Genomic DNA, 25,070 nt, shown 5'->3' on the forward strand with positions numbered 1-25,070 from the left:
TACAGAGCCGTCGCTTCCGTCCTGCACCCGACCCGCCCCTACGCGTTGTGGCACCACCTGGTAGCGAACGGCACGACGAACTGCACAACCGATCTGGCGACGAACCGGACCCACAACAGCCGATCTTCCAGCTAACTTCCGACCGCGACCCCGCAAGCGGGATTCCCTTGGTGTTCCCCTTGGCGTTCGCATATCACCGGTGATCAATTCCCCGGGCCGCTCCGCATTCCTTCCGAATACCGTGCAGGTGAAAGCTTCGACGCGCCTCGACACACCTCAGATGATCAATTGCGGATTCCCGCGCCCATCAGGCCGAACGGGTGAACGACGGCCGAACGGAGTACGGGAAGTTCACCGTGTAGAACCCGGCATATCGGGACGTTCAGCCATGTCTAAGGGGTCGGTACGGGGGGTAACGTACGTGTTTCACTCGGCCCGTGCAGCCGCTCCGACCTGCGAATACCGTCTTCCGGAAGCCGTTCGCAGCACGTTCCTGTTGCTGTTGTCAAGCCCCGAGATATGCCCTGACCTGCGAAAACGCCATTCAGAAGAAGCTGTATCCGTGTTACCCTGGATAGCCACGGAAGGGGTACCTGTCACATGACGTTCAAGGTTGGCGACACCGTGGTCTATCCCCATCACGGGGCCGCGCTGATCGAGGCCATCGAAACTCGCCAGATCAAAGGCGTGGACAAGACCTACTTGGTGCTCAAGGTCGCTCAGGGTGACCTGACTGTTCGCGTGCCAGCGGACAATGCGGAGTTCGTCGGCGTACGCGATGTGGTCGGTCAGGACGGGCTCGACCGGGTCTTCGAGGTGCTCCGCGCACCGTATGCCGAAGAGCCGACTAACTGGTCCCGTCGGTACAAGGCAAATCTGGAGAAGCTTGCCTCCGGTGATGTCATCAAGGTCGCTGAAGTAGTGCGTGACCTGTGGCGTCGTGAGCGTGAGCGTGGACTTTCCGCAGGTGAGAAGCGCATGCTCGCCAAGGCTCGCCAGATCCTGGTGAGCGAGCTTGCCCTCGCGGAGAACACCAACGAAGACAAGGCCGAGGCTCTGCTCGACGAGGTCCTCGCGTCCTGACGCGTGACGCACCAATGCCGCGGTGCCCGATGACATGACATGATCACCATTGATCACGGTCCTGTCGCCGGGCGCTGCGGCATGTTTCGTGGTCCCGCCCGTATTGGTCGTGCGTACTGGTCGTGCCGGTACTGCTTCCGGTGCCAACCGCAGGGGCCGCACCACTGATCCCTGTGGTGTGCCGGGCCCGGGCGGCTGGCGCAGACCAGTAGTCACGGAAGGGTCCGTCAAGGCGTCGCGCCCGGCACGCTTGAGGCCATACCCATGTCGGCCGAGGAAACAAACCTGCCGGAGTGCAACCGATGTCAGACGTATCGCACCCGCCCCGCACCGCAGCGGTGATTCCGGCTGCCGGACGGGGGGTGAGGCTCGGCCCCGGTGCCCCCAAGGCGCTCCGTACGCTCAACGGCACACCGATGCTCGTCCACGCCGTACGCGCCATGGCGGCCTCGCGTGCGGTCACCCTCGTCGTGGTCGTCGCTCCTGCTGACGAGGCCCAGGGGGTGAAGGCCCTCCTTGCGGACCTCGCGCTGCCCGACCGCACCGACATCGCCGTCGTCCCCGGTGGCGACACCCGTCAGGAGTCGGTGCGCCTCGGTCTGGAGGCCATCCCCGAGGGGATCGACATCGTCCTGGTCCATGACGCGGCCCGCCCCCTCGTACCCGTCGACACGGTCGATTCCGTCATTGAAGCGGTACGGGACGGCGCTGTGGCCGTCGTGCCGGCCCTACCGCTCGCGGACACCGTCAAGGAGGTCGAGCCGGCACCCTCGGGAGGCCCCGAGCCCGTGGTCGCCACTCCCGAACGGGCCCGACTGCGGGCCGTACAGACACCGCAGGGATTCGACCGCGCCACACTCGTCAATGCCCACGCCACCATGGCCGTCGCCGGTGGTGACGGTGCGACTGACTGCGCCGGCATGGTGGAGCGGCTGGGTGCCCCCGTGGTCGTGGTTCCCGGCCACGAGGAGGCGTTCAAGGTGACGCGCCCCCTCGATCTCGTCCTCGCCGAAGCAGTGCTCGCCCGCAGGAGGGCCAATGACGGCTTCTGACCTCCCCCTTTCTCACCTCCCCCTGGTCGGCATCGGCACCGACGTCCACGCCTTCGAGGCCGGCCGTGAGCTGTGGTGTGCCGGCTTGTTCTGGGAGGGCGAGACGGGTCTCGCCGGTCACTCCGACGCCGATGTCGCGGCGCACGCCGCGTGTGACGCGCTCTTCTCGGCCGCCGGGATCGGCGATCTCGGAGCCCACTTCGGCACCGACCGCCCCGAGTGGTCCGGCGCCTCAGGGGCCACCCTGCTCGCCGAGGCCGCCCGGCTGGTCCGTGCGGAGGGCATGGAGATCGGAAATGTCGCCATTCAGGTGATCGGGGTGCGTCCGAAGATCGGTAAGCGTCGCGCCGAGGCGCAGAAGGCTTTGGGCGCTGCGGTCGGGGCCCCGGTCTCCGTTTCCGGCACGACGACGGACGGCCTCGGCCTGACCGGTCGTGCCGAGGGCATCGCCGCCATCGCCACGGCACTGGTGTTCCGTACGGGTGAGTAGTTCGTCAGGCTGAAACGTTGGGAGGGTGTGACGGGCGGCTTGCGGCGGGTACTCGTACCAGGACTCGTCTCCATCGGGCCCGATGGACTCCGATCCCGAACCGGCTCCGGCGGGTTTCAGGTATCCGCCGGGGTCGAACGGGTGGCGGGTTCACTGCGTCCCACCAGCTCCGTTCCCCAGCCCGTTGTCAGCCCGTTCATCAGATTTCACCCACCCGAAAGGCCGCGTACATGACCGCCGAACTCTCGGACGACTTGAGGACGCTCCTCGACTCCCCCGTCTTCGTGAACATCGCGACGATCCAGCCCGACGGCAGCCCTCAGGTGTCGCCGGTGTGGGTGAAGCGGGACGGCGACGACGTCCTCATCTCGACGACCGTCGGTCGCCGCAAGGAGCAGAACCTGCGTCGCGATCCCCGGGTGACGGTCCTGGTGCAGCCCTTCGACGCCCCGTACACCTACGCCGAGATCCGCGGAACCGCCTCGCTCGCCACCGAGGGCGGACAGGAGCTCATCGATGAGCTCTCCGTGAAGTACACCGGCAAGAAGTACGCGGAGTTCAATCCGACCTCCGCCCAGGACGCTCCCCGGGTGGTTGTCCGAATCACCCCGCGGAAGGTCGTCGGGCGTATCTGAACCCCACAAGACAGAGGTCACACAGGCCACGCGAGCAAAGTTTCGCCCCGCGTCCCCCACTGGGTCGCGGGGCACTGCCGTGCGCCCACTACCCTTGTTGCGTGACTATTCGCCTGTACGACACCAGCGCCCGGCAGATCCGTGACTTCAACCCGCTCAAGCCGGGCTGTGTCTCGATCTACCTCTGTGGCGCCACGGTGCAGGCCGCCCCTCACATCGGTCACATCCGCTCGGGGCTGAACTTCGACATCATGCGCCGCTGGTTCGAGTACCGCGGTTACGACGTGACGTTCATCCGGAACGTGACTGACATCGATGACAAGATCATCCAGAAGTCCGCGGAACAGAACCGCCCCTGGTGGTCGATCGGCTACGAGAACGAGCGGGCCTTCAACGACGGCTACACCGCACTCGGCTGCCTCCCGCCCACCTACGAGCCCCGCGCCACCGGCCACATCACCGAGATGGTCGAGATGATGCGCGGCCTCATCGAGCGCGGGCACGCCTACGAGGCCGATGGCAACGTCTACTTCGACGTGCGCTCCTTCCCCGGTTACCTCCAGCTCTCCAACCAGGACATCGACGATCTGCGCCAGCCCTCCGGCGAGGGTGAGACCGGCAAGCGCGATCCGCGCGACTTCGCCATGTGGAAGGCCGTCAAGCCCGGCGAACCCAACTGGGAGACGCCCTGGGGACGCGGTCGGCCCGGCTGGCACCTGGAGTGCTCGGCCATGGTGCACAAGTACCTGGGCACCAGCTTCGACATCCACGGCGGCGGGATCGACCTGGTCTTCCCGCACCACGAGAACGAGATCGCGCAGGCCAAGGCGTTCGGCGACGACTTCGCCCAGTACTGGGTGCACAACGCCTGGGTCACCATGAGCGGCGAGAAGATGTCCAAGTCGCTCGGCAACTCGGTGCTCGTCTCCGAGATGGTCAAGCACTGGAAGCCCATCGTCCTGCGCTACTACCTGGGGACCCCGCACTACCGGTCGATGATCGAGTACAGCGAGGAGGCCCTGCGCGAGGCGGAATCGGCCTTCGCTCGGATCGTCGGCTTCATGCAGCGCGTCTGCGAGAAGGCCGGCGACACCGTCGAGCCCGCCACCGAGGTCCCCCTGGCCTTCGCCGAGGCGATGGACGACGACCTCGGGGTCCCGCAGGCCCTCGCCGTCATCCACACCACCGTCCGACAGGGGAACTCGGCACTCGCCGCGGACGACAAGGAGAGCGCGGTAGCCCGTCTGGCCGAGGTTCGTGCCATGCTCGGGGTACTGGGTCTCGACCCGCTCGACCCGCACTGGGCGGGTGAGACCGAGAGCGGCGAGGACCTCCACGGCGCGGTCGACACCCTCGTACGGCTGGTGCTCCAGCAGCGCGAGGCCGCCCGCAGCCGCAAGGACTGGGCCACTGCCGACGCCATCCGCGACCAGCTCCAGCAGTCCGGTCTGGTCATCGCGGACAGCCCGGACGGACCGCGCTGGACGCTCGGACCGCGCTGACGACCATCCGCGATGTGCCGCCCGGCTCTCCGGGCGGCACACTTTCATACATACGTACGTACGCCTTCGAGCTTTCAGGAAACAGGTAGTAGCCATGGCCGGGAACAGCCAGCGCAGGAACCGCCGCACGTCCAACAAGAAGGGCGCGCAGGTCGGCAGCGGTGGCAATCGGCGCCGCTCGCTTGAGGGCAAGGGCCCGACCCCACCCGCCTCCGCCCGCAAGGGGCACGTGAAGAACCGCGTCGCCAACGCGAAGGCGAAGCAGACCGCGCGCCGCCCCGTCGCCCGCCGCGGCGGCAAGGGCAGCTCCGAGATGGTCGTCGGCCGCAACCCCGTCTTCGAGGCGCTGCGCGACGGGGTGCCCGCGAGCACGCTCTACGTGCAGCAGTTCATCGACAACGACGAGCGCGTCCGCGAGGCCCTCCAGCTGGCGGCCCGGCGGGGCAACATCCATCTGATGGAGGCCCCCCGCCCGGAGCTGGACCGGATGACCGGTGGCCTCAACCACCAGGGCATGGTGCTCCAGGTCCCGCCGTACGAGTACGCGCACCCGGAGGACCTGGCTGCCGCCGCCTTCGACGAGGGCGAGGACCCGCTGATCGTCGCGCTCGACGGCGTGACCGACCCGCGCAACCTGGGCGCCGTGGTGCGTTCGGTCTCCGCCTTCGGCGGGCACGGCGTCGTGGTGCCCGAGCGCCGCGCGGCCGGTATGACCGCGGGCGCCTGGAAGACGTCCGCCGGCACCGCCGCCCGTACGCCGGTGGCCCGTGCCACCAATCTGACCCGTGCCCTGGAGGGGTACCAGAAGGCGGGCCTGACCGTGGTCGGTCTCGCCGCCGACGGCGAGCACGAGGTCGGTGACCTCGCAGCCCTCGGCGGACCGCTGGTCATCGTCGTCGGCAGCGAGGGCAAGGGCCTGTCCAGGCTCGTCGGCGAGACGTGTGACTTCCTCGTCCGCATTCCGATGCCGGGTGGCGCGGAGTCGCTCAACGCCGGTGTCGCCGCGGGCGTCGTGCTGTACGAGGCGGCGAAGCGGCGCGCCTGACCCCAGCGTGGCGGGTTGACGTCGGCCCGCCACGCCCTTTGCGGGCCGCTCACCAGCCTTGACGGGTCTCGGACAGATAGGGCTGGCCGTGGCAGTGTCCTAACTCGTTGTCACTCGGTTAGATGAGTGTGGACACCAGAACGCCCCGGCCCGGGTTCGATGATCAGCCTGCGTTGAGCATGGTCAAGGTTGACTGCGACCCCGCGCAGGTCATCGTGAACCACGCCAGCTTCCGGGTGCGGCTCGCTCCGAGCTCGCGCCCCTCACGAGCCATGGCGGACACCACGCGCGTCCCCCTTACGGGTGCGGTGACCCGGCGGCGGGCTCCCGTCGTCTGGAGCGGTCGGTCCGCGCCCGGGGACGTGGGAGCGACCGGACTGCTCCAGGCGGTCCGCAACAACGCCACCACCGGGTACCAGGACGGACACGACCAGCGCTACGACGGCGGTTCGACCCAGGTGATCCCGCGGGTCGGTGTGGCAGGCGTCGAGGGTGAGCCGACCGAGCCGCACCCCGTGTATCCCGCAGTGCCCCACAGCCGCTCGGAGAGCCCGCTCCTGCCGCCGATGCGCCAGGCCGTCGGCGCCTACGACTCTCCCGACGGCTATGACGGCTATCACCCCAACGACTCACACGACTCGTACACCTCCTATGAACAGGAGCCCTACGACGACGAGTTGGACGACGTCGTGGGCGACACCGCCGGTCATCGGGCCGGTCAGGACGCGGTCCGGCACGGCTACTACCCCGGGCGCCGGATGAACCTCGGCGTGGTGCTGCTGCCGATGCGCGTCTTCCTCGGCTTCATCTCCATCTACGCCGGCATGGGCAAGCTCAGCGATCCCGTCTACTTCGACGGCGGCGAGCGCGGCTCCATGGTCAAGTGGCTGAACTCGCTGCACCCGTGGGCGCTGGCCGAACCCCTGCGTGACTTCGCCCTCTCCCACCCGGTGGGTGCCGGTCTCACGGTCGCCTTCCTCCAGATCGTCGTCGGCGTCCTGACCGTGCTGGGGCTGTGGCAGCGGGTCGCCGCCGTCGTGGGCGCGCTGCTGTCGGCCGCGTTGATCCTCACGGTCAGCTGGCGGACCGTGCCCGTCTACGACGCTCCCGACATCATCTACCTCGCCGCCTGGTCCCCGCTGATCATCGCGGGTGCACCGGTCTACTCGGTGGACGGTCGGTTGGCGAGCGAGGCGTGGCGCAAGCTCGGGCCGCGTTCCGAGCTCTGGCAGCTGCGCCAGCGGGTGCTGAGGCGGGGAGCGGTCGTGGCCACCGTGGTGGTGGGTCTCACCCTGCTGCTCGGCTCGATGCTGGGCGGGGCGGTGCGCTCCACGGACATGGTCACCGTGCCAGGGCCCCATCAGGATCCGACGAACCATCTGCCCGGATCCGCCCTGCCGCAGGACGAACCGACGGGCGAGCGCAGTTCGTCCGGCCCCACCGGAGAGAAGTCCGAGCGGCCCAAGCCTTCGGTGAGCCGGGTGGACACGCCGAAGAAGGAGCAGGCGACACCGTCCGGGGAGAAGGCCCGTGAGCCGGGCCGGGAGGCTCAGGAGAGGCCCAGCGAGCCGCGGGGCACGGGTGGTGGCGCCCAGGAGCCCCAGACCCGCTCGGAGCCCGCTCAGCAGGCACCGTCGGGCAGTTCGGGGCCGTCGTCGTCCGGGGGTGGCAGCGGTGGCACCGGCGCCACGGACAGCAGTGCCGAGGACCCGGGGTCCACGAGCGGTTCCGGCTCGGGTTCCGGCGGCGGTTCGGGAAGCGGTGGCAGCGGCCGGGTGATCGGCGGTCTGCTGGGCTGAGACCCCGCCCGCGAACAGTACGAAGGCGGCCATCGGAAGCTCCGATGGCCGCCTTTCGCATGCCTGAGGGCTGAAGGCCAGGGCTGAGGGCGAGGGCTGAAGGCTGGGGGTCCTTCGCCGAGGTCCACCCGGGCATGCGGGGGCAGGGAGCCGTCGGACGGGTCAGCCACCAAGGCGTACCGAAGTGCCGGCGCGGGGGCCGGTGCGGCAGGGGAGGCGAACGTACGAGTACGAGTTACGAGGACGGCCGCTGAGCGGCCAGTTCCTTCGCGGCCTCGGTGAGGTCCTTCGCCGTGTCGATCGCCCGCCAGTAGGCGCCCTGGGGCAGCGGGAAGCCGGCCAGCAGGCGCTCTCGGGCGAGTCCGGGGAACGTCGTGCGCTCATGGTCGCCGCGATCCGGCAGGAGCTCGGTGAACGTGGCGGAGAAGACGTACACGCCCGCGTTGATCAGGAAGGGCGACGGCGGGGATTCGATGAAGTCCGTGATGTGTCCGAACGCATCGGTCTCCACGGCTCCCCAGGGAATGCGGGGGCGGGCGAGCGCAAGGGTCGCCACGGCGTCCCGCTCGGTGTGGAAGGCGGCCATCTCACGCAGGGGGAACCGGGTCCAGATGTCGCCGTTGGTGGCGTACCAGGGCAGATCGGGACGGGGCAGGCGGGCGGCGGCGTACTTGAGTCCACCGCCGCGGCCGAGCGGCTCGGGCTCGACGACGGTGGTGACCCGCAGCGGCAATTCGGTGTTCTCCAGCCAGTCCTGGAGCACTTCGGCGAGGTGGCCGCAGGAGACGACCGCGTCGGTCACGCCTTCGGCGGCGAGCCAGGAAAGCTGATGGCCGATGATCGGGGTCCCGGTTCCCGGGATCTCGACCATCGGCTTGGGGCGGTCGTCGGTGTACGGGCGCAGCCGTGACCCCTGGCCGCCCGCCAGGACCACGGCCTGCGTCGGATGCGTAGGCGTACTCATGCCGTGAACCATATGCGGCGCGGGCCGGGAGGCCCCGGCGGCTCAGCTGCCCTGGGTCTGAGCGGCGACACCGGTGGCGAAGGAGGTGTCGCAGACGGGCTTGGAGTAGGACTGGGCGCGGGTGGGGCCGAGGCGGTCGACGGCGGCGCGGCCGAGGGCGCGTGCGATGGACATGCAGTGCTGCGCGAGTGAGGGACGGGCTTCCACCTCGCGCTGGAGGTGGGTGAGCGCGGTGCCGGGGTCCTTCTCTTGGAGTTCGGCCAGGAGGCGGTCGCGCAGGACGTCCTGGGGTGCCCGTGGCTTCGCGCGTACGGAGACGTCCTGGGAGGAGGCGGTGAGCATCTGGGACTGGCTCGGCTGGCCTGCCCACGGGACGCTGGTGACCGCGAGGGTTCCGGAGAGCACCAGGACGACGGGCAGAACGAGGGCGAGAGTGCGGCCGATTCGGCGTGCTGAGTGGGTCACGCGAGCGAGCGTAGCGGTCAGTGATGATTTGGCGACATTTAGTCACTCGCGCGGGGGACGGTTCGACGAGCCCTTTCGAATCCGGTGTTGACGGCGGGTACCGAAATGCCCGGAGCGGTGGGGCTTTTGGCGGGAAACGCGAAACGGCCCCGCAGGAACTGCGGGGCCGTCACTCTGTGTTGAGCCGTTCAGCTGACTCAGTTGGTGAGGCGCTCACCGGTCGAGGTCGCGAAGACGTGCAGCTCGTCAGGGCGCGGAACGACGTGCAGCTCAGCGCCCTTGTCGGGCACGGAACGACCGCCGACGCGGACGACCAGGTCCTTGTACTCCCCGCCGACCTCGGTGGAGCCGTACACGAAACCGTCGGCGCCGAGCTCCTCGACGACGTTGACGGAGATCGCGAGACCGGCCGGCGCGTCCTGGGAGTCCTTGGAGAGCGAGCGGGCGGCGGCGCCGTTGTGCTCGACGACGTCGAAGTGCTCAGGACGGACGCCCACGGTGACCGTGGTGTCGCCGCGGTCGGCGGCGGCGCTCAGGGCTTCGCGGGAGACCGGCACCACGCTGTTGCCGAACTTCACGCCGCCGTCGGTGATCGGCACCTCGACCAGGTTCATGGCGGGGGAGCCGATGAAGCCGGCGACGAAGAGGTTGGCCGGGCGGTCGTACATGTTGCGCGGGGAGTCGACCTGCTGGAGCAGACCGTCCTTGAGGACCGCGACCCGGTCGCCCATGGTGAGGGCCTCGACCTGGTCGTGGGTGACGTACACGGTGGTGATGCCCAGGCGCCGCTGGAGCGAGGCGATCTGGGTACGGGTGGAGACGCGGAGCTTGGCGTCGAGGTTCGACAGCGGCTCGTCCATGAGGAAGACCTGCGGCTCACGGACGATGGCGCGGCCCATGGCCACACGCTGGCGCTGGCCGCCGGAGAGCGCCTTCGGCTTGCGGTCGAGGTAGGGGCTCAGGTCGAGGATCTTGGCAGCCTCTTCGACCTTCTTGCGGATCTCGCTCTTGTTGACGCCGGCGATCTTGAGCGCGAAGCCCATGTTGTCGGCGACGGACATGTGCGGGTAGAGCGCGTAGTTCTGGAACACCATGGCGATGTCCCGGTCCTTGGGCGGCAGATGGGTGACATCGCGGTCGCCGATGCGGATCGCTCCGCCGTTGACGTCCTCAAGTCCGGCGAGCATCCGGAGGGAAGTGGACTTGCCACAACCGGAAGGGCCGACGAGGACGAGGAACTCGCCGTCTTCGATCTCGATCTGGAGCTGGTCGACCGCAGGCTTGTCCCCGCCGGGGTAGATGCGGGTCGCCTTGTCGAACGTAACGCTGGCCATGCTGATGGTTCCCTTCACCGGCAGGAACGTGCCGGACGATCCGAGTAAAGGATTGGTGTAGTCCACCTGTGTGGACGTGGGGTGACGCTACCTGCCCTTTTCTGATCTGTCAGCTGCCGTGGGCAACCAGATTGCCGGTCGACCAGGGCGCACGGTTGGTTACACTGCTACGGCTGCCTCCTTAGCTCAGCTGGCCAGAGCAACGCACTTGTAATGCGTAGGTCGTCGGTTCGAATCCGACAGGGGGCTCTCAGAAGCTCAAGATGTGTCCCGGATCACTCTGACCCGGGACATATTTTTGTCCGAAGCGGGCTCTGGCATCTGGCGCCCCGGTTGTTTCTCCGGCCTCATGTAACCCGCGTGTGCGCAGGTGTCCCGCTGCTCCTCGTGCGTTCCGCCGTGGTCCGTTGTCCGCCCGCTCGGGCTCAGGGTGCTGCCGGGCTCAGCTCGACCGTGATCGTGTTCGGGCCGCCGAGGGTGAGGACCGGATGGGAGCGGGTGCTGACCAGATCGCGCCCGGCCACAAGGCCCGAGCCGTCCACATCGGCGTGCACCCGGACCGTGTAGCGGAGGGTGGGATTCGGCTCTGCCACCTCCAGCGACAGTTGCCGGGGCTCGTCCAAGAGCACGTCACGGATGACTCGGCGAGCCACCACGCGTGCCGGAGCGTCCGCAGGACCCACTTCCTCCACCTGGGCGCGCAAGGTGATCGCCGCGCCGGGGGCGCTCGTTCCCGGCGCGAGGCGCACCGTGATTTCTACGGTCGGCATACGCTCGCGCACCCCCTTGTCGGCCCCCGCTGGCACTGATATTCCACAGTACGTTCCGCGAATCGGTTTTGCGGTGTGCGCGGACAAGAAGCCGAATGGCAGGGGGAAATCATGTCCAACGCAGAAACCAGTGTTGCTGGAGAGGGTCACGGGGAATTCCGTTCCTCAGGGGAAGTCAAAACCGCACTGATCGACGGAGCAAGCTTTCAGGCCAAGCCCGTTCGTTACGTCGAAATCGACGGGCAGGCGATCTTCGAAGGAGACATCGTCCTGGGCGCGGCCGAGGCCGTCGAACGGCGTACGGCCCAACTGAAGGCGCAGGGCGATGCGCAGCCGCAGTCCGCGGTCAGCATCTCCGGGCGGGAATTTCGTTGGCCGGGCGCGCTGGTGCCGTTCGAGATCGATGCGGCACTGCCCAATCAGCAGCGGGTCACCGACGCGATCGCCCACTGGCAGGGGCGCACCTCCATCCGGTTCGTCCGGAGAACCGCGGCGAACGCGGCCCGCTTCCCGGACTTCGTACGCTTCGTCCCGGGCGGTGGCTGCTCCTCCTTCGTCGGACGCCAGCGCGGCGGCCAGAACATCACGCTCGGCGCCGGCTGTACGACCGGGAACACGATCCATGAGATCGGCCATGCGGTGGGACTCTGGCACGAGCAGAGCCGCGAGGACCGTGACCAGTTCGTCTCGATCGTCTGGGCCAACATCAGCCCGGGCTTCGAGCACAACTTCGACCAGCACATCGCCGACGGGGACGACGTGGGCCCGTACGACTACGGCTCGATCATGCACTACCCGCGCACGGCCTTCTCCCGCAATGGGCAGGACACCGTCGTGCCCACGCAGGCGGGGGCGGTCATCGGGCAGCGGACCGGGCTGAGCACCGATGACATCGCCGCCGTGCGGGCGCTGTACGGACCCTCGCCCTCCTCGGGGCCGGTCGTCTCCTGGGAGTCCGCCCGGCTCGACGCCTTCGGTATCGGCACCGATTCCGCCCTCTTCCACAAGTGGTGGGACGGGAACGCCTGGGGTCCATCGGTGCCGGGCTGGGAATCGCTCGGTGGAATCTGCACCAGCCGCCCCACCGCGCTCTCCTGGGGCCACGACCGACTCGACGTCTTTGTGATCGGTACGGATTCGGCGTTGCATCACAAGTGGTGGGACGGGAGTTCGTGGGGTCCGTCCGTGCAGGGTTGGGAGTCCCTCGGTGGAATCTGTATGAGTCCGCCCGAGGCGATCTCCTGGGCGCCCGACCGGCTCGATCTCTTTGTGCGTGGCACGGATTCCGCGATCTTCCACAAGTGGTGGGACGGAAATGCGTGGGGCCCTTCGGTGCAGGGTTGGGAATCACTCGGCGGTATTTCCATGAGTGATCCCGTCGCGGTTTCCTGGGGCGCGGACCGGATCGATCTCTTCTGTGTCGGAACTGACTCGGCGCTCTACCACAAGTGGTGGGACGGGAGTGCCTGGGGACCGTCCCTTACCGGCTGGGAATCATTGGGCGGAATCTGTGCGGGAGCACCCGCCGCGGTCTCCTGGGGACCGAATCGGCTCGACCTCTTCGTCGTCGGTACGGATTCGGCGCTCTACCACAAGTGGTGGGACGGGAGTGCCTGGGGTCCGTCGGTGCAGGGATGGGAATCCCTCGGCGGGATCTGCAACGGCACGCCCGCTGCGGTTTCCTGGGGTCGCAACCGGCTTGATGTCTTTGTGATCGGTACGGATTCGGCGTTGCATCACAAGTGGTGGGACGGGAGTTCGTGGGGTCCGTCGGTGCAGGGTTGGGAATCCCTCGGCGGGATCTGCACCAGCTCGCCCGAGGCGGTGGCCTGGGAGCCGGGCAGACTGGATCTGTTCGTGCGCGGTACGGATTCGGCGTTGCATCACAAGTGGTGGGACGGGAGTTCGTGGGGTCCGTCCGTGCAGGGGTGGGAATCCCTCGGCGGGATCCTGACCCGGTTCACCGACTGACCCGTCTCACCGGTCGATGCGTTGCCTCGCTGAGCTGCTTCACCGGTTGATGCGATCCATCGGTTGATGCGATCCATCGGTTGATCCGTGTTCAGTTGATCCGTGTTCCCGTGGTGCGCTTCCTGCGGGGGAGGACGTGACTTCCCCGCAGGGACGCGCATCACGGGAAGCGCCGCACGGACGCTCAGTGGCGGCCCGAGACGCGGTCCGCGATCTGTGCCACCCGGTCAGTTCGGGCGCTGCGGGCCAGCGACTCGCGCCGGTCGGCGCCCCGGTAGGCCGCGTACATCGTCTGTACGCCCAGCCAGCGCAGCGGCTCCGGCTCCCACTTGCGGACCCGGTGGCCGACCCACGGCAGGGCGGTGAGGTCCGTCGCGCCCGCCTGTCCCGAGTCCTGTTGGATCAGATCGCGCAGGGTGCGGCCGGCGAGGTTGGCGGTGGCGACGCCGGAGCCCACATAGCCGCCGGCCCAGCCGAGTCCCGTGGAACGGTCCAGGGTGACCGTGGCGCACCAGTCGCGCGGCACTCCGAGCACACCCGACCAGGCGTGGGCGATCCGGACACCCGCGGTGGTGGGGAAGAGGCGCACCAGCATCTCGCGCAGCGCCTCCACGGTCACCGACTGCGTACGGCCGTCGTGGTCGGTGCGGGAACCGAAGCGGTAGGGCACGCCACGGCCGCCGAGTGCGATCCGGTCGTCGGCGGTGCGTTGGGCGTAGACGTAGGCGTGCGCCATGTCGCCGAGTGTTTCGCGGCCCTCCCAGCCGATGGTCGCCCACACCTCCGGCGGCAACGGCTCGGTGGCGATCATGGAGGAGTTCATGGGGAGCCAGGCCCGCCGCTGTCCCTTCAGTGCGGCGGTGAACCCCTCGGTGCAGCGCAGGATGTACGGCGCGCGGACCGTTCCGTAGGGGGTGACCGCGTGCCGGGGGCGGATCTCGGTCACGGGGGTGGACTCATGGATCGTCACGCCCAGCGCTTCCACCGCCGCGGCCAGCCCCTTGACCAGTTTCACCGGCTGCACGCGGGCGCCGTGCGGGGTCCACGAGGAGGCGATCGCGCCGTTGATCCGGATGCGTTCCGCGGTCTCCCGTGCGCCGAGCAGGACGCGTTCCTTCTCACCGAAGGCGACTTCGGCCGCGTGGTACGCCCGTAGCCGGGCTGCCTGGGCCGGGGTGTGGGCGACCTCCAGCACTCCGCCGCGGTGGACGTCGGCGTCGATGCCCTCCTCGGCCACGACCCGGATGACCTCGTCGACGGTGTCGTTCATGGCGCGCTGGAGCCGGACCGCCGAGTCCTGGCCGTGCAGCCGTGCGTAGCGGTCACGGCCCGCGATGCCGTTGTAGAGCCAGCCGCCGTTGCGCCCCGAGGCCCCGTAGCCGCAGAACTTGCCTTCGAGGACCACGATGTTCAGGAAGGGGGCGGCCTTCTTGAGGTAGTAGGCCGTCCAGAGGCCGGTGTATCCACCGCCGACGATGCAAACATCGGCCGAGGCGTCCCCGGGCAGCGGTTCACGGGGAGTGGGCAGACCCTCCCGGGCGTACCAGAACGAGATTCCGCCGTTCGCGGTGGTGCTGGTCATGGTGTCCCTGCCGCTCTGGCTCGCGCTGCGGTGATCCGATGGCCGTGAAGGTGCTGCTCGGGCCCCTTGTCTGCGGGCGACTGTACGCAACACAACGGCCGAGCGCCCTGGTGCGGGTGCCGGAAAATAGGGCGAGCGGGTCGGCACTGTGTCCATACGATCGCCTACATGATCGAGGTACCGGAAGCACTGGCCGATTCACAGCACAAGTACGGGGGGAAAGCGGGGCGTGCCTTCATCGAAGTACTGCCGCAACGGGCGGCCGAGTTCCTGGAGCGTTGGCAACTACGGGTGACGGGGCCGGCCATGCACGGCATGGCCGCCCTGGTTCTGCCGGTGGAGCGGCCCGATGGCACTTCGGCCGCGCTCAAGCTCCAGGCGCTCGACGAGGAGAGCGAGGGGGAGCCCGTCGCCCTGCGCATCTGGGACGGGGACGGGGCGGTACGGCTCCTCGACCACGACGCGGACACCAATACGCTGCTGCTCGAACGGCTCGACTCCGGGCGCCCCCTGTCGGCGCTGGCGGACCAGCGCGAGGCGGTGCGCATCCTGGCGGAGTTGCTGGCCCGTCTGACGGCGGGGCCCGCACCCGAGGGGATGCGCACCCTCAAGGACATCGCCGCCGGGATGCTCGCCGATGTCCCCGACGCGGTGCAACCCCTCCGCGACGACAGGCGCCGGGTGTTGCTGGACTGCGCCGCCGCCGTGCGGGAGGTGGTGGATGAGAGCGGAGATCGGCTGCTGCACTGGGACCTGCACTACGACAACGTTCTCGGTGCCGAGCGGGAAGACTGGCTCGTCATCGATCCCAGGCCGTTGGCCGGGGACCCCGGCTTCGATCTGATGCCCGCGCTGGACAACCTCTTCGACCCGGCCGAGACGCAGTGGCGGTTCGATCTGCTCACCGAGACGCTGGGTCTGGATCGCGAACGGGCGCGGGCATGGGTCCTGGGGCGCGTGCTCCAGAACAGCCTGTGGTCCATCGAGGACGGCGAGTCCGATCTGGAGGACGAACAGCTGTCCATCGCTCGGACACTGTTGGCTCGCTGATCAAAAAATAGGGCAGGCTCGGCCTATGATTCGTACCGCTGTGCCCACAGATGTTCCCGAGATCCACCGCATGGTGTGTGAACTCGCCGAGTATGAGAGAGCCCTGGACGAGGTTCACGCCACGGAGGGCCAACTCCGTGAGGCACTGTTCGGCGAGAATCCCGCGGCCTATGCGCACATCGCGGTGAACGAGGCCGGTGAGACGGTTGGGTTCGCGCTCTGGTTCTTGAACTTCTCCACCTGGCGCGGGGTGCACGGGATCTATCTGGAAGACCTCTACGTCCGTCCGAGCAGCCGTGGCGGCGGCCATGGAAAGGCCCTGTTGACGGAGTTGGCCCGGCTCTGCGTGGCGCGCGGCTACGAGCGGCTTGAGTGGTCGGTCCTGGACTGGAACAAGCCGTCGATCGACTTCTATCGGTCGCTGGGCGCGGTGCCCATGGACGAGTGGACCGTGAACCGGCTGACGGACGACGCACTGCGGAAGCTCGGCAAAAAGGAGTAAGGGCCGTCCCGCAGTGCTCGGCGGGCGCGCGCTGATCCACCAGGCACCACGGGACAGCCCGCAGGCGTCGTTTCCGAGACGACCGGGGAGGCTGCGGCCCCGGTCGTCGGGGCTTCCTTCGAGTCAGCCGGGATCGCCGGGCGGGCCGGCCAGCGCCACGGCCGGCCAGCGCCACGGTCGACCTGGGCCCACGGTCGACCGGGGCCCACGGTCGGCCCGGGCCCGTGATCAGGGGACGAGCACCACCTTGCCGACCGTGCCGCGGGTCTCCAACGCGCGGTGGGCGCCGGCGGCATCGGCGAGGGGGAAGCGCTGGACCGCCGGGCGCAGCCGCCCGGACGCCGCCTCCGTGAGGGATCGCTCCTCCAGCGAGCGGATGTCCCCGCCCGCCTTTTCGATCATTGCCGGTCCCACGACGGTCTCCGATGTGATGCCCCGCTCGATCAGTTCATCGGCGGTGAAGGTCACGTCGTCCCCGAAGCCGCCGTAGACGAGGTGCCGGCCCCCCTTGCCGAGCAGGTCGACGGCTTGCCGGGCGATGTCTCCGCCGACCGCGTCGAAGACGACGGTGGCCCGGGTTTCGCCCAGGTGGTCGCGTGCCTGCTCGACCCATTCGGGCCGTCGGTAGTCGAGTGCGAGGTCGGCGCCGTTGGCCAGTGCCCGGGCGGCCTTGGCCGGGCCGCCCGCGAGGGCGATGACGGTGGCGCCGGCGTTCTTGGCGTACTGGACCAGGAGGGTGCCGATGCCGCCCGCCGCCGCTGAAACGATCACCACGTCGTCCGGGCCGAGCTCGGTGAACTGGACGATGCCCATGGCCGTACGGCCGGTGCCGATCATGGCGACGGCTTCGGCGGCGTCGATCGTCGCCGGGATCTCATGCAGTCTGGTCGCATCGGTGACGGCGAGTTCCGCATAACCGCCCGGGGCCAACCCCAGATGGGCCACCACCCGCTTGCCCAGCCAGTCGTGGTCGGTGCCCTCGCCCAGGGCGTCGACGGTTCCTGCGACCTCCCGGCCGGGGATGCTGGGCAGCGCGGCGGGTGCCGCCGGGTGTCCTTCGAGCCCGGTGCGCAGCAGGGTGTCGAGGTAGTGGACGCCGGCCGCTTCGACGGCGATCCGTACCTGGCCGGGACCGGGGTGCGGGTCCTCCACCTGCTCGTGGCGGAGGTTCTCGGCGGGTCCGAAGGCGTGGAGGCGTACGGCGTGCATGGTGGGCTCCCCTGGAGTGGTCGTTCCCTGGTCTGCTTCCAGCTTCCAACCTCAAGTTCGATTGAGGTCAACCCCCGTGGCGGGATGCCGGACGGCCAGGGACACCGCCGACAGGGCACTGGTGAACGACACCTCCGAGAGGACGCCGGGCGCCGCCACCTGATCGCCGACCAGATACACACCGTCACCGCGATCGATCGCCGGCCGGTCCCGCCAGGTCGTTCCCGGAGCGTCGAGTGCTCCGGTGCGGCCCTGGGACAGTCCGTCCCGTCGCCACACGGTCCGTTCGCGCCAGCCAGGGAAGCCCAGGTCCAAGAGGGATTCGGCGTGCAGGACCCCGTCCGCCTTCGACTCCTCGGGCGCAATGGGCAGTTGACCTTGGATGAGCGAATGTCCGGCCGGTGCCAGTGAGGGGTCCTGTGCGGTGAAGCGCTCCAGCCAGCCGGGCGCGTCCAGATCGGAGAGTACGAACGGGTCCTTGCGGTGGGTGCGCACCGCAAGGTCGATCAGGGTCGTACGTCCGCTCGGCCAGCGCAGCGACTCGTCCTTCAGCAGCCCGCGCGCCGCATCGAGCGAGGTGGCGACGATCACCTGGCCGCGCTCGGGCAGTACGTCGACCCGGGCGCCGCTCTCGATCCGTACGCCCAACGTCGTGGCACGGGCGAGCATGCGGGCGATGACCTGGCCCCAGCCCCCGCGCGGATAGCTCGCCTCGGGCGGCAGCGAGGTCGCGCGCCGCAGCCGCTCGTGGACGAACGCGGCCGAGAGCGAGCCGGGGTCGTGGTGGAAGAGCGCCACCCCCGTGTACCGGGCCGCGGCCCGCGCTCCCTCAAGGCCCACCCGGGAGCTCGCCCAACCGGTGAAGTCGTCGTCGACCGGTACGTGCCCTGGATCCCAGCAGGCCAGCTTGACCAGGGCTGCCGGAGGCGTCCTGCGCAGCCGTCCGCCACGACGGAACCGGAAGCGTGCCGCCTCCCGTGCCGGGATCGAGGCCAGCGGCCCGATGAGGTCGCGCTGCTTCAGCCAGCCCCAGTGGGGTCCACGGCGGTAGAAGGCGTGCGGGCCGTCATTCGTGCGGTAGGGCGCCTCGCTGGTGCGGGCCCGGCCGCCGAACGTCCGGTGCGCCTCGTACAGGCGGACCGCGGCCCCGGACTCGGCGGCGGCGATGGCCGCGGTCAGTCCGCCGAAGCCGCCGCCGATCACGGTGATCTCATGCATGAGGGCATCCCTTCCCTGAGTCGGTGAACGCTCTCGCAGGAAGGACGATCCAGGGCCGCGCGATGTGACATGGCCGGTGGGCGCAACCTACAGCCGGGGGAAGCGGGCCTGGAGGTCCCAGACCACCGGGTTGTCCGCGAGGCCCTCGTGCATGTCGAAGAGGTCGGCCAGCAGATCGTGCAGGAAGTCGCGGGCCTCGCGCCGTAGCTCGCGGTGGCTGAAGGTCAGGGCCGGTTCGTCGCTGGGCATCCAGTCGGCTTCCACATCGACCCAGCCGAAGCGCCGCTCGAAGACCATCCGGTCCGAGGACTCGGTGAAGTCCAACTCGGCGTACTGGGGAACGGAGGCCCTGTTGCCGCGCGGATCGCGGTCGATGCGCTCGACGATGTCGCACAGTGCCCAGGCGAAGTCGAGCACCGGGACCCATCCCCAGGCTGTGGACAGTTCGCGGTCGGCCTTGGTGTCGGCGAGGTAGACGTCGCCGCAGAACAGATCGTGGCGCAGCGACTGGGTGTCCGCGCGCCGGTAGTCGGTCTGCGGGGGGTCGGGGAAGCGCCGGGAGAGGGAGTAGCCGATATCGAGCACCGCCCGATGGTGTCACGCTCCGGGACGTGCCCCCGCCCCGGCTGCCGACCCCATGGAACCGGCCCGGGGCTCAGGGCAGCAGCCGCCGCTCCTTGGCCACGGACACTGCCCCCGCGCGGGTGTCCACACCCAGCTTGGCGTAGATCCGGCCCAGATGGGTCTTCACCGTCGCCTCGCTGATGAACAGCGCCCTCGCGATCTCCCGGTTGCCGAGCCCTCTCCCCAGCTGGCCCAGGATGTCCCGCTCCCGCTCGGTCAGCTGCGGGCTCCCGGTGCCCCGCATCCGGTCCATGACCCGGCTCGCGACCGGCGCTGACAGGGTGGTGCGGCCCTGCGCCGCCGCACGGATCGCGGCGAACAACTCCTCCGGGCGTTCCGCCTTCAACAGATATCCGGTCGCGCCAGCCCCGATCGCCCGGGTGATGTCCGCGTCGGTGTCGTACGTCGTCAGCACCAGGACGTGCACCGTGGGGGAGGCGATCAGCCGGGTCGCCTCCACCCCGTCGATACCGGCCCCCAGCTGGAGGTCCATCAGCACCACGTCCGGCTCCAGCTTGGCGGCCAGGGCGACCGCCTCCTCACCGCTGCCGGCCTCGCCGACCACCTCGATGTCGGGCTCGCTGCCGAGCAGCGCCAGCAGTCCGGCCCGTACGACCGCGTGGTCGTCGCACAACAGGATGCGTACGGCGGTCATCGCTGCTCCCCGGGGATCGCGGCGGACACGACGGTGCCTTCGCCAGGTGTCGACTCGATGGTCAGCGTGCCGCCGAGTTGTTGTACGCGCGCCCGCATCGCGGCGAGGCCATGACCGCGCACTCCCGGCGCCGGGTCCCCCGGGACGAACCCGGTCCCGTCGTCCGCGATGTCCAGGACCACCTGGTCGTCGAGATGGCTCAGGGTCAGCGCGGCCGAGCCGGCGCCCGAGTGTTCGCGGACGTTCGCCAGGGCGCCCTGCGCGATCCGCAACAGCGCGGACTGCACCCGGTCGGGCAACTGCTGCGGAGGGCCGTCGAGGTGGAAGCGGACCGGGAGGGACGGGGTGGACTCCCGCTCGGCGAGCGTGCGCAGCGCCTGTTCCAGGCCGCCGCCCTCCGCGAGGTCTGCGGGCGCCAGGTCGTGGACGAAGCGTCTGGCCTCGGCGAGGCTGCGCTCGGTGATCGACTCTGCGGTACGGACGTGGCCGCGCGCCGTCAGCGGGTCGCTCGCCCAGATGCGGTCGGCGGCCTGAAGGAGCATCTGTTGGCTGGACAGGCTCTGGGCGAGGGTGTCGTGGATCTCCATGGACAGGCGCTGCCGTTCCGCGAGCGTTCCTTCGCGCCGCTCGGTGGCGGCCAGTTCGCGACGGGTGCGGATCAGATCGTCGACCAGCGCCCGGAGCCGGTCGGCCTGCCGGCCCATGTGGAGGAAGACCGCGGTGGCCAGTACGGCGACGGCGGGTGGCACCAGGAAGAGATTGGGGTCGACGCCGTCCCGCAGCCGCCATTCGGCGATCATGACCAGGGCGCACAGGACGGCCACCAGGACGACGGCGGCGCGGGTCGGCAGAGACCGCAGACCGGTGTAGATCAGCGGTACGGCGCACCAGGCGAAGCTGGGGGCGAGCAGCACCACCACCGTCCAGCAGCCCACGATCAGCGCGAGTCGGACCAGGTCCCCGTGCCGATGGCGCGCGGTCAGGCGACTCCCCGCGAGTTGCAGGACCGCGAGGGCGACGCTGAGACCGATCACCCAGGGCAGCGAGGGGCTGTCGGAGTGCCGGGTGAGGAAGCGCAGCAGGGCGCCGGCGAGGAGGGCGAGGAACGCGATGTTCATCACCGTCTCCAGCCAGCGGGTCTCCCGCTCCGCTCCCCGCGAGTCCCCCGAGGTGTCGTACGCGCTCTCCCGAGCAGGCTCGCCCTCCCGGTACCGAGGTGCGGCCCGCGGTGTGGGGGGCATGGCCATCTCCTACGTACGTCTGATCCGGGCGTATCGGTCCGGCGGGACAGGGGGTCTTCCTCAGCATCGTGACCCCGGGGGAGCACGGCCGCATCAGCCGATCGGCTGACCCACCCCTCCTCCATCATGCATGTGTGGGGCAGCCGGTACGCCGATGCCCACAAGCCCTGGTGAGGCCCAGGATCGATGGCAGATGGTCCCGCTGACCACCGGAACTCAGCCCCCAGGAGCTAACGATCATGAAGAAGATGTCGTCGATCTCGGTCCGTACCCGCGTTCTGACCGGTGCGGCCGTCGCCGCGGCCCTCGGTGTCGGGACGGTCGGCGCCGTCACCGCCAGTGCCGACGCGCCGGCCGCCGAGTCCCGCGCGGCGGTCAAGGCGGACACCTCGAACCGGCACCTCCAGCAGACGACCCACCTCACGGTCGACGCCGCCTCCCGGGCCGCGCAGGCCACGCTGGACGCCGCCGAGCGGGCCGGCCAGCGGATCACGGTCGCCGTGGTCGACCGCAACGGCAACACGCTCGTGACCCTCCGGGGCAACGGCGCAGGTCCGCAGTCGTACGAGTCGGCCGAGAAGAAGGCGTTCACCGCCGTCTCCTGGAACGCCCCCACCTCTGAGCTGGTCAAGCGTCTGGAGTCCACCCCGAACCTGAAGGACATCCCCGGCACCCTCTTCCTGGGCGGCGGAGCCCCGGTGCAGGTCAAGGGTGCTCCGATCGCCGGAATCGGGGTCGCGGGCGCGCCGAGCGGCGCCCAGGACGAGGAGTTCGCCCGAGCGGGTGTGGCGGCTCTGACCCGCTGACCCGCCGGCCGGCCCCCGCACGGATGCCCCGGGCCGTCGTGACGCGACGGCCCGGGGCATCGGGCGGTTCACAACCGTTCGACGGCGGCCCGGGCGGCACCCCGCCAGGACATGTCACGACTGTCGGACACCCTGCCCCAGCAGGGCTTTCCCCGGCATCACAGCGCCCCGCCCCTAGGATCGCGCTGTGCGTCCGCCCATCTCATCGCGCCCTTTCGCGCCCTTCGTCGCCCTGGCTCTCATCGCGGCATGCGCGCTGACGGGATGTAGCGCGAGCGGACCCGTACCGAAGGGCGTCCAGGGCACCCCGGGCGGGTCCGGAGTGCGCGATCCCCTCTTCCCGCGACTGGGGAACGGTGGCTACGACGTCCAGCACTACGCCCTCACCCTGGACTACGAGCCGCGCACCGGACGGCTGACCGGCACCGCCGAGATCACCGCCCGCGCCACCGCTGACCTCAGCGCCTTCAACCTCGACCTCCACGCCCTGAGGGCCGACCGGGTCACCGTCGACGGGCTGGGGTCAGCCGCCAACCAGGCCGGCGATGAACTGACCGTGCGCCCCCGGAAGGACGTGGGCCGGGGCACGACGTTCCGTACGGTCGTTCACTACTCCGGCACCCCCCGGACCATCACCGACTCCGACGGCTCCGAGGAGGGCTGGCTGCGGACCGCGGACGGCGCACTCGCGGTCGGTGAACCCGCCGGCTCGATGGCCTGGTTCCCCGGGAACCACCATCCGAGCGACAAGGCCACCTACGCCGTCACCGCGACCGTCCCCGAAGGACTCGATGTGATCTCCAACGGCGAGTTGGCCGGTGAGACCACCCGGGCGGGTCGCACCACCTTCAGATGGAAGTCGGCCCGGCCAATGGCCAGCTATCTGGCGACGCTGGCCATCGGCGCGTACGACACCAAGACCTCGCGCACCCCGACAGGGCTGCCCGTGATCACCGCGGTGGATCCCTCGGTGGCCGACGACAGCGCGGCGCTGCTGTCCGAGATCCCAAAGGTCATGCAGTGGTCCACACGGCGGTTCGGCCCGTACCCGTACTCGTCGATCGGCGCGATCGTCGTCCCCGACGGGGAGGTCGGCTACGCCCTGGAGACCCAGAACCGCCCGGTCTTCCCCGCCGAGCACTTCCAACTCGACATCCTCGTCCACGAGATCGCGCACCACTGGTACGGAAACTCGGTCACCCCCGCCGACTGGCGCGACATGTGGCTGAACGAGGGCTTCGCCACCTACGCCGAATGGCTGTGGGCCGAGGACTTCGACGGCGTACCGGCCCAGCAGAACTACGAGAAGGCGTTCGAGGACGAGTCCAACTGGGAGTTCCCGCCGGCCGCCCCGCCGTCACCGGCCAGGATCTCCAGCTCCCCGGTGTACGGGAGGGGCGCGATGGTCCTCCACAAGCTCCGACAGGAAGTCGGCGACGAGACCTTCGACAAGATCCTGAAGGGCTGGCCCGCTGAACACCGGCACGGCAACGCCTCGACGGAGGACTTCACGGCCTACGCGGAGAAGACGGCGGGCCACCGACTCGACGACCTCTGGCGCATCTGGCTCTATGGGGACGACCGCCCGGCTCGGGGGTGACGCCCGGGGCCAGGATCGAGCAGACGGAAGGGTTGAGTTGAGGGGGCCGACCGCGCTGCTTCCAGCGGTCGGTGGGGTTCAGGAAGCCCGCTTGGCGGCCCGCCACTCCGGTGCCAGGACCGACCAGATCTCCTCGTCGTGGCGCTCGCCCCGGTAGAGGTAGCTCTCGCGCAGGACGCCTTCCTTGGTCATTCCGAGGCGGCGGGCGACCGCGATGCTCGGGGCGTTGCCCGCGGAGACCACCCACTCGACCCGGTGGATTCCCCGCTCCTCGACGGCCCAGTCGATGATGGTCCGTACCGCTCGGGTCACCAGGCCCCGGCCCACCGCGGACGGTTCCAGCCAACAGCCCGCTTCGGCTGTGCCCCGGGCGGCGTCCAGTTGGCGGAAGATGACCGCACCGACCAGCTTGCCGTCCGTGCGGATGCCGTAGATGCGTCCGGTGTCGGCCGCGGTCTTCTCGGCGTACGCCTGGAGGAACGCCCGGCTCGACTCCAGATCCGTGATCACGTCCGGCAGTCCGTTGAACTGCCCGATGAACTCCCGCCCGCGGTCCACGTGGGCCAGGAACTCGTCCGCCTGCCAGGGTTCGAGCGGACGCAGCTCGGCGCCGTCATCACCCAGGGATATTGCGTACATCGTTACCTCTCACGGCTGGAATCGGCACGCTTGGCGCGAAGTGATCTTCTCATGTGAGCCCGATCAGAGGGGCGGGTGGGAGGGTCTCCGGGTGCCCTCTTCGGAGGGAACACGGGAGCGGACACGGCCGTGCCCCGGCCGGGATCGCTCCCTGCCGGGGCACGGCGCCATGCGCTCGGCGCGCCTGTCGAGGCGCACGCCGAAAGTCGTACCTAGAGGTTCACGCCGAAGTCGCGGGCGATGCCTTCCAGCCCGGCCGCGTATCCCTGGCCGACCGCGCGGAACTTCCACTCGGCGCCGTTGCGGTAGAGCTCGCCGAAGACCATCGCGGTCTCGACCGCCGCGTCCTCGCTCAGGTCGTAGCGGGCGATCTCGGCGCCACCGGCCTGGTTGAGGATGCGGATGTAGGCGTTGCGCACCTGGCCGAAGTTCTGGGCGCGGGTGACGGCGTCGTAGATCGAGACCGGGAAGACGATCTTGTCGACGTCGGCGGGCAGACCCGCGAGGTTCACATTGATCTGCTCGTCGTCGCCGCCGCCCTCGCCGGTGCGGTTGTCACCGGTGTGCACGATGGTCTGGTCCGGCGTGGCCCGGTTGTTGAAGAAGATGAAGTGGGCGTCGGATGCGACCTTGCCCGCAGGGTTCACACCGATCGCGGAGGCGTCGAGGTCGAAGTCCGTGCCCGTCGTGGTGCGGACGTCCCAGCCGAGGCCGACCGTAACGGCGGTCAGGCCCGGTGCCTCCTTGGTGAGCGAGACGTTGCCGCCCTTGGTCAGGCTAACTGCCATTGGGAAGTCCCCTTCGTGATCGAATCATCCGGCTTCTTGTCGTACG

Annotated in this window: 24 protein-coding genes and 1 tRNA gene; 13 read left to right on the plus strand and 12 right to left on the minus strand. The window is 69.4% G+C overall.

The annotated features are described in order from the left end of the window. Positions 1 to 600 precede the first annotated feature (600 nt). From ACFXJL_RS11845 to ACFXJL_RS11875, 7 genes are all read left to right on the plus strand, one after another. Complete coding sequence (locus ACFXJL_RS11845; RefSeq protein WP_003953493.1) at positions 601 to 1,083, plus strand: CarD family transcriptional regulator; 483 nt, start codon at positions 601 to 603, stop codon at positions 1,081 to 1,083. Between the two features lie 302 nt (positions 1,084 to 1,385). Continuing rightward, positions 1,386 to 2,135 carry a 2-C-methyl-D-erythritol 4-phosphate cytidylyltransferase gene (gene ispD / locus ACFXJL_RS11850; protein ID WP_358879510.1) on the plus strand — a complete coding sequence of 250 codons (750 nt, stop codon included), beginning with the start codon at positions 1,386 to 1,388 and terminating at the stop codon, positions 2,133 to 2,135. Beyond that, positions 2,122 to 2,625, plus strand: a complete 504-nt coding sequence (gene ispF / locus ACFXJL_RS11855; protein ID WP_384691524.1) for a 2-C-methyl-D-erythritol 2,4-cyclodiphosphate synthase — start codon at positions 2,122 to 2,124, stop codon at positions 2,623 to 2,625. The genes ispD and ispF overlap by 14 nt, the downstream gene beginning before the upstream one ends. Positions 2,626 to 2,855: 230 nt before the next feature. After that, positions 2,856 to 3,260 carry a PPOX class F420-dependent oxidoreductase gene (locus ACFXJL_RS11860; protein WP_358879508.1) on the plus strand — a complete coding sequence of 135 codons (405 nt, stop codon included), beginning with the start codon at positions 2,856 to 2,858 and terminating at the stop codon, positions 3,258 to 3,260. Positions 3,261 to 3,361: 101 nt separating this feature from the next. Next, entirely contained in the window at positions 3,362 to 4,762 is a 1,401-nt protein-coding gene (cysS, locus tag ACFXJL_RS11865; RefSeq protein ID WP_358879507.1) for a cysteine--tRNA ligase, read from the plus strand. Between the two features lie 94 nt (positions 4,763 to 4,856). Further along, positions 4,857 to 5,807 (plus strand): 23S rRNA (guanosine(2251)-2'-O)-methyltransferase RlmB, encoded by a 951-nt coding sequence (gene rlmB, locus ACFXJL_RS11870; protein ID WP_329020675.1) that lies wholly within the window; start codon positions 4,857 to 4,859, stop codon positions 5,805 to 5,807. A 122-nt stretch (positions 5,808 to 5,929) separates the two neighbouring features. Then, positions 5,930 to 7,606 carry a DoxX family protein gene (locus tag ACFXJL_RS11875; RefSeq protein ID WP_384691528.1) on the plus strand — a complete coding sequence of 559 codons (1,677 nt, stop codon included), beginning with the start codon at positions 5,930 to 5,932 and terminating at the stop codon, positions 7,604 to 7,606. Positions 7,607 to 7,841: 235 nt separating this feature from the next. Here the strand turns inward: ACFXJL_RS11875 and ACFXJL_RS11880 are convergent, their stop codons facing one another. The 3 genes from ACFXJL_RS11880 to ACFXJL_RS11890 form a co-directional block, all read right to left on the minus strand. Then, the gene (locus ACFXJL_RS11880; RefSeq protein WP_358879505.1) at positions 7,842 to 8,570 is read right to left on the minus strand and encodes a nucleotidyltransferase family protein; all 729 of its coding nucleotides are present in this window, start codon (positions 8,568 to 8,570) and stop codon (positions 7,842 to 7,844) included. A 42-nt stretch (positions 8,571 to 8,612) separates the two neighbouring features. Continuing rightward, positions 8,613 to 9,035 (minus strand): hypothetical protein, encoded by a 423-nt coding sequence (locus ACFXJL_RS11885; protein WP_358879504.1) that lies wholly within the window; start codon positions 9,033 to 9,035, stop codon positions 8,613 to 8,615. 197 nt (positions 9,036 to 9,232) lie between these two features. Further along, entirely contained in the window at positions 9,233 to 10,369 is a 1,137-nt protein-coding gene (locus ACFXJL_RS11890) for an ABC transporter ATP-binding protein (RefSeq protein ID WP_384691532.1), read from the minus strand. A 175-nt stretch (positions 10,370 to 10,544) separates the two neighbouring features. Between ACFXJL_RS11890 and ACFXJL_RS11895 the strand changes: the two genes are divergently transcribed. After that, positions 10,545 to 10,618: transfer RNA gene (locus ACFXJL_RS11895), tRNA-Thr, on the plus strand. Positions 10,619 to 10,794: 176 nt separating this feature from the next. Here ACFXJL_RS11895 and ACFXJL_RS11900 read toward each other — a convergent pair. Then, entirely contained in the window at positions 10,795 to 11,139 is a 345-nt protein-coding gene (locus tag ACFXJL_RS11900; RefSeq protein ID WP_358879502.1) for a hypothetical protein, read from the minus strand. A gap of 111 nt (positions 11,140 to 11,250) precedes the next feature. Between ACFXJL_RS11900 and legP the strand changes: the two genes are divergently transcribed. Beyond that, on the plus strand, positions 11,251 to 13,110 hold the full coding sequence (gene legP, locus ACFXJL_RS11905; protein WP_384691535.1) for a Dot/Icm T4SS effector Zinc-dependent metalloprotease LegP: 1,860 nt from the start codon (positions 11,251 to 11,253) through the stop codon (positions 13,108 to 13,110). A gap of 184 nt (positions 13,111 to 13,294) precedes the next feature. Here the strand turns inward: legP and ACFXJL_RS11910 are convergent, their stop codons facing one another. Beyond that, the gene (locus ACFXJL_RS11910) at positions 13,295 to 14,692 is read right to left on the minus strand and encodes an NAD(P)/FAD-dependent oxidoreductase (RefSeq protein ID WP_384691538.1); all 1,398 of its coding nucleotides are present in this window, start codon (positions 14,690 to 14,692) and stop codon (positions 13,295 to 13,297) included. 168 nt (positions 14,693 to 14,860) lie between these two features. Between ACFXJL_RS11910 and ACFXJL_RS11915 the strand changes: the two genes are divergently transcribed. Further along, complete coding sequence (locus ACFXJL_RS11915) at positions 14,861 to 15,742, plus strand: aminoglycoside phosphotransferase family protein (RefSeq protein WP_384691541.1); 882 nt, start codon at positions 14,861 to 14,863, stop codon at positions 15,740 to 15,742. 25 nt (positions 15,743 to 15,767) lie between these two features. After that, positions 15,768 to 16,244: a GNAT family N-acetyltransferase gene (locus ACFXJL_RS11920; RefSeq protein ID WP_358879498.1), complete on the plus strand. Its 477-nt coding sequence runs from the start codon at positions 15,768 to 15,770 to the stop codon at positions 16,242 to 16,244. A gap of 228 nt (positions 16,245 to 16,472) precedes the next feature. Here ACFXJL_RS11920 and ACFXJL_RS11925 read toward each other — a convergent pair whose 3' ends face one another. The 5 genes from ACFXJL_RS11925 to ACFXJL_RS11945 form a co-directional block, all read right to left on the minus strand. Beyond that, on the minus strand, positions 16,473 to 17,453 hold the full coding sequence (locus tag ACFXJL_RS11925) for a zinc-binding dehydrogenase (protein WP_358879497.1): 981 nt from the start codon (positions 17,451 to 17,453) through the stop codon (positions 16,473 to 16,475). Between the two features lie 51 nt (positions 17,454 to 17,504). After that, a complete protein-coding gene (locus tag ACFXJL_RS11930) occupies positions 17,505 to 18,671 on the minus strand; it encodes an NAD(P)-binding protein (RefSeq protein WP_384691545.1) in 1,167 nt (388 codons plus the stop codon). 87 nt (positions 18,672 to 18,758) lie between these two features. Beyond that, complete coding sequence (locus tag ACFXJL_RS11935) at positions 18,759 to 19,256, minus strand: hypothetical protein (RefSeq protein WP_358879495.1); 498 nt, start codon at positions 19,254 to 19,256, stop codon at positions 18,759 to 18,761. Positions 19,257 to 19,326: 70 nt separating this feature from the next. Then, positions 19,327 to 19,950 carry a response regulator transcription factor gene (locus ACFXJL_RS11940; protein WP_358879494.1) on the minus strand — a complete coding sequence of 208 codons (624 nt, stop codon included), beginning with the start codon at positions 19,948 to 19,950 and terminating at the stop codon, positions 19,327 to 19,329. Then, positions 19,947 to 21,197: a sensor histidine kinase gene (locus ACFXJL_RS11945; RefSeq protein WP_384691550.1), complete on the minus strand. Its 1,251-nt coding sequence runs from the start codon at positions 21,195 to 21,197 to the stop codon at positions 19,947 to 19,949. Before ACFXJL_RS11945 ends, ACFXJL_RS11940 begins: the two co-directional genes overlap by 4 nt. Before the next feature lie 242 nt (positions 21,198 to 21,439). Between ACFXJL_RS11945 and ACFXJL_RS11950 the strand changes: the two genes are divergently transcribed. Both ACFXJL_RS11950 and ACFXJL_RS11955 read left to right on the plus strand, forming a co-directional pair. Continuing rightward, positions 21,440 to 21,997, plus strand: a complete 558-nt coding sequence (locus ACFXJL_RS11950; protein WP_358879585.1) for a heme-binding protein — start codon at positions 21,440 to 21,442, stop codon at positions 21,995 to 21,997. 187 nt (positions 21,998 to 22,184) lie between these two features. After that, positions 22,185 to 23,597 carry a M1 family metallopeptidase gene (locus ACFXJL_RS11955; protein ID WP_384691554.1) on the plus strand — a complete coding sequence of 471 codons (1,413 nt, stop codon included), beginning with the start codon at positions 22,185 to 22,187 and terminating at the stop codon, positions 23,595 to 23,597. A gap of 78 nt (positions 23,598 to 23,675) precedes the next feature. On the opposite strand, the gene ACFXJL_RS11960 is transcribed toward ACFXJL_RS11955, so the two are convergent. Together ACFXJL_RS11960 and ACFXJL_RS11965 are read right to left on the minus strand one after the other, a co-directional pair. After that, positions 23,676 to 24,236 carry a GNAT family protein gene (locus ACFXJL_RS11960; protein WP_358879493.1) on the minus strand — a complete coding sequence of 187 codons (561 nt, stop codon included), beginning with the start codon at positions 24,234 to 24,236 and terminating at the stop codon, positions 23,676 to 23,678. A gap of 212 nt (positions 24,237 to 24,448) precedes the next feature. Beyond that, positions 24,449 to 25,024: a TerD family protein gene (locus ACFXJL_RS11965; protein WP_329020642.1), complete on the minus strand. Its 576-nt coding sequence runs from the start codon at positions 25,022 to 25,024 to the stop codon at positions 24,449 to 24,451. Between the last annotated feature and the right edge of the window lie 46 nt (positions 25,025 to 25,070).

It is taken from the genome of Streptomyces sp. NPDC059256 (assembly GCF_042753785.1).
In the GTDB taxonomy this organism is placed as follows: Bacteria; Actinomycetota; Actinomycetes; order Streptomycetales; family Streptomycetaceae; genus Streptomyces.

What these genes read in the sequence shown, in the direction of transcription:
- ACFXJL_RS11860 (WP_358879508.1), top strand. Translation starts at nt 2,856, where the DNA reads ATGACCGCCGAACTCTCGGACGACTTGAGGACGCTCCTCGACTCCCCC.
- ACFXJL_RS11965 (WP_329020642.1), bottom strand. Translation starts at nt 25,024, where the DNA reads ATGGCAGTTAGCCTGACCAAGGGCGGCAACGTCTCGCTCACCAAGGAG.
- ispD (WP_358879510.1), top strand. Translation starts at nt 1,386, where the DNA reads ATGTCAGACGTATCGCACCCGCCCCGCACCGCAGCGGTGATTCCGGCT.
- ACFXJL_RS11945 (WP_384691550.1), bottom strand. Translation starts at nt 21,197, where the DNA reads ATGGCCATGCCCCCCACACCGCGGGCCGCACCTCGGTACCGGGAGGGC.
- ACFXJL_RS11880 (WP_358879505.1), bottom strand. Translation starts at nt 8,570, where the DNA reads ATGAGTACGCCTACGCATCCGACGCAGGCCGTGGTCCTGGCGGGCGGC.
- rlmB (WP_329020675.1), top strand. Translation starts at nt 4,857, where the DNA reads ATGGCCGGGAACAGCCAGCGCAGGAACCGCCGCACGTCCAACAAGAAG.
- ACFXJL_RS11930 (WP_384691545.1), bottom strand. Translation starts at nt 18,671, where the DNA reads ATGCATGAGATCACCGTGATCGGCGGCGGCTTCGGCGGACTGACCGCG.
- ispF (WP_384691524.1), top strand. Translation starts at nt 2,122, where the DNA reads ATGACGGCTTCTGACCTCCCCCTTTCTCACCTCCCCCTGGTCGGCATC.
- ACFXJL_RS11900 (WP_358879502.1), bottom strand. Translation starts at nt 11,139, where the DNA reads ATGCCGACCGTAGAAATCACGGTGCGCCTCGCGCCGGGAACGAGCGCC.
- ACFXJL_RS11960 (WP_358879493.1), bottom strand. Translation starts at nt 24,236, where the DNA reads ATGTACGCAATATCCCTGGGTGATGACGGCGCCGAGCTGCGTCCGCTC.
- ACFXJL_RS11875 (WP_384691528.1), top strand. Translation starts at nt 5,930, where the DNA reads ATGAGTGTGGACACCAGAACGCCCCGGCCCGGGTTCGATGATCAGCCT.
- ACFXJL_RS11910 (WP_384691538.1), bottom strand. Translation starts at nt 14,692, where the DNA reads ATGACCAGCACCACCGCGAACGGCGGAATCTCGTTCTGGTACGCCCGG.
- ACFXJL_RS11890 (WP_384691532.1), bottom strand. Translation starts at nt 10,369, where the DNA reads ATGGCCAGCGTTACGTTCGACAAGGCGACCCGCATCTACCCCGGCGGG.
- legP (WP_384691535.1), top strand. Translation starts at nt 11,251, where the DNA reads ATGTCCAACGCAGAAACCAGTGTTGCTGGAGAGGGTCACGGGGAATTC.
- ACFXJL_RS11920 (WP_358879498.1), top strand. Translation starts at nt 15,768, where the DNA reads ATGATTCGTACCGCTGTGCCCACAGATGTTCCCGAGATCCACCGCATG.
- ACFXJL_RS11940 (WP_358879494.1), bottom strand. Translation starts at nt 19,950, where the DNA reads ATGACCGCCGTACGCATCCTGTTGTGCGACGACCACGCGGTCGTACGG.
- ACFXJL_RS11950 (WP_358879585.1), top strand. Translation starts at nt 21,440, where the DNA reads ATGTCGTCGATCTCGGTCCGTACCCGCGTTCTGACCGGTGCGGCCGTC.
- ACFXJL_RS11925 (WP_358879497.1), bottom strand. Translation starts at nt 17,453, where the DNA reads ATGCACGCCGTACGCCTCCACGCCTTCGGACCCGCCGAGAACCTCCGC.
- ACFXJL_RS11915 (WP_384691541.1), top strand. Translation starts at nt 14,861, where the DNA reads ATGATCGAGGTACCGGAAGCACTGGCCGATTCACAGCACAAGTACGGG.
- ACFXJL_RS11845 (WP_003953493.1), top strand. Translation starts at nt 601, where the DNA reads ATGACGTTCAAGGTTGGCGACACCGTGGTCTATCCCCATCACGGGGCC.